The 2,546-nt window shown below is 58.4% G+C and carries 3 protein-coding genes; 1 reads left to right on the top strand and 2 read right to left on the bottom strand.

Annotated elements, in window-relative coordinates; genetic code table 11:
* On the bottom strand, nucleotides 1-865 hold an 865-nt coding region (locus RMO15_RS14585), incomplete at its 3' end, for an ABC transporter transmembrane domain-containing protein (protein ID WP_309714069.1).
* Nucleotides 866-875: 10 nt separating this feature from the next.
* Nucleotides 876-1,739 (bottom strand): fumarylacetoacetate hydrolase family protein, encoded by an 864-nt coding sequence (locus tag RMO15_RS14580; RefSeq protein ID WP_309714066.1) that lies wholly within the window; start codon nucleotides 1,737-1,739, stop codon nucleotides 876-878.
* Between the two features lie 68 nt (nucleotides 1,740-1,807).
* Here RMO15_RS14580 and RMO15_RS14575 point away from each other — a divergent pair.
* The coding region (locus RMO15_RS14575; protein ID WP_309714063.1) for a retropepsin-like aspartic protease at nucleotides 1,808-2,546 on the top strand (739 nt) is incomplete at its 3' end.

Raw genomic sequence — 2,546 nt, 5'->3', positions numbered from 1 at the left:
AGCGGCCCATGGGAACCTGGAAGTAGACCCCCGCATAGAGCACCAGCGCCAGTGCCACGGCCCCGATCCAGTCTACGGAGGGAGTGAGCAGCGATGTTCGCCGAATACCCCGCATGGCGGCCTCAAACGCACTCTCGTTGGCTTGATTAAAGCGAACCACTTCGCGTTCCTCAGCGGAGAAGGCCTGTACCACACGGGGAGCGGAGAGTGTCTCACTGAGAATGCTGGTCGCATCCGCTAGGCATCTCTGGGACTCCGCGCTCAGGGCGCGGAGTTTGCGCGTGATGAGCTGAATCACCCCCACCATAATTGGCACGGTCACCACGGTTACCATCGCCATTTCCAGGGATGCCCAGAGCATATAAACCAAGTAGACAATCGCCTGAACGGGAAGCACCACGCCATCTCGCAAGAGCATCGCGGCATTTTGCAAGCGGTTGACATCGTTGGTGAGAGTTGCCAGAAGGGCTCCGGTGCGCTGCTGGTGGAAAAACGCCAGCGGCATGCGCTGAAGGTGCGCAAAGACCGAGCTTCGAATCAGCATCCCGACCCGCTGTGCAACCTCGGAGAGGAGCAATCCTTGGAAAAACCGAAAGACGAGAAGCCCCGTGTAAGCGGCCACGATAGTGAAGCCAACCTGAGTGACCTCAGAGAGTGCCTCTTGCCGCACAGCGGGGGTTAGCTCAGTAGGTTGCAGGCGCATCTGGTCCATAAAGTCCGTCATGGACTTCATGGCTATGGGTAGTGCCATGGAAGAGAGTGCGCCACAGAACAAGCCGAGGAGGAGCTGCTTGCGAAAAGGCGAGATAAAGGCAAGAAGCCGCCGGATCAGCGCTTGGCGATCCGACGGTTGGGGAGAGTCCATTGCCTCTATTCTACGCCACCGGATTGATTAATGTTCCGACGCTACCAATCGAGATGGTCACCACATCGCCGCTCTGGAGCGTGAAGCTGTCGGGGGGGATGAGGCCCGTGCCGGTCATGAGCAGTGCCCCATCGGGAAACGGCAGGGTTTTAAATAGCCACTCCGCAAGCTCATGGGGAGTACGCTTCATCCGCGCGGTGCTCGTCTCACCCGAAAACGCCGTTTCACCGCCGCGCGAAATCTCTAGCGTAATCGGCAGGTTCTTGAGCTCTAAGTCCACGTCCACGATGCGGATGGTCGGGCCAACAGCACACGCGCCCTCGTAGCTCTTGGCCTGTGGCAGGTAGAGTGGGTTCTCACCCTCAATCGAGCGCGACGACATGTCGTTACCCACGGTGACACCCACAATGCGGCCTGAGGCACAGATCACGAGGGTTAGCTCGGGCTCAGGAACATCCCAGCGGGAGTCGGGCCGGATGCTGACGGGATCACCAGGGGCGATCACGCGCCAGGGGTTGGCCTTGAAGAAGAGCTCGGGCCGGTCGGCGTCGTAAACTCTATCGTAGAAGTCCCCACCGCCTTCGGACTCGGCCATGCGCGCTCGCTTGGAGTCCTCGTAGGTCACGCCCGCTGCCCAGACCTCCATCTTGCCATCTACGGGCGGCAAGATCTTCCAGTCAGGATCTATCTCGGCGTAGCGACTCACCGCCTTCTCCGCCAGCAGCGCAATCTCCGCCGGGCGCTCGTGAGCCAGCCACGACGAAATTGAGGCAAATACCTCAGGATCGTGTGCCGTCAGATCGAAAAAGCCCTCATACGTCTCAGCACCGAGGCGCGGGCCTTGCTCAGGGTGCAGGTAACGAAATAATTCCACGAAAGTAGATTCAACTTTTCGTGACTTTTCCCCTTCTCGGTCGTCTTTAAGGGAGAGGAATAGAGTAGATGATTTTTTTGCAACAGACCTACGAGGTGCCGTTTACCTACGAAGGCTACTTAATTGTGGTCGAGGGCAAGGTCAATGACCAGCCTGCCCGCCTGATCTTAGACACGGGAGCCGGAGCCGGGCTCTACACCCCCAAGTCCGCTGAGAAGCTCCAACTCAAGAGCATGGGACAGACGCTAGTCGGCGGCGGTGGAGCGAAGCTGGTACCGGCAAAGCTCACCAATGCCAAGATCGAGATCGGGGGAGCCATTCAGACCCAGCAGCTTGGTGTGATTCTCGACCTGCCCAGCGGCTCCAAAGGGGAGTTCGATGGCATCGTCGGCTACCCATTTCTGCGCAACTATGTCGTTCAGATTGACTACGCCGCGAAAAAAGTGCGCTTTATCGAGCCCAAGGGCTTCTCGCCTGACCCGAAGGCACAGATGCTCCCGATGAGCCTGCGGATGAACATCCCCGAGATTCCCGGCAAGATAGATGGCATTGTCGGTGCACTTCGGGTGGACACGGGGTACTCAGGGACGCTGACCTTTACATCACCAACGGTTACGAAAAATGCACTCGATAAAAAATACCAAAAGCGTGTGGAGACCGTTCTGGGAAAAGGGGTTGGTGGCGTGACCATTGGAGACATGACACGGATCGGCGTGCTGGAAATGGGGGGAATAAAAGTTCCCAAGGTCGTCACCGGCCTTTCCCGAGATAAGAGCGGTGCCCTCGCCGACACCGGAACAATCGCCT

Origin of the sequence: Armatimonas sp. (genome assembly GCF_031410135.1) — a bacterium.
Lineage (GTDB): Bacteria > Armatimonadota > Armatimonadia > Armatimonadales > Armatimonadaceae > Armatimonas.
The sequence above is the reverse complement of the archived record's forward strand: the minus strand, read 5'-3'. Positions and strand labels throughout refer to the sequence as shown.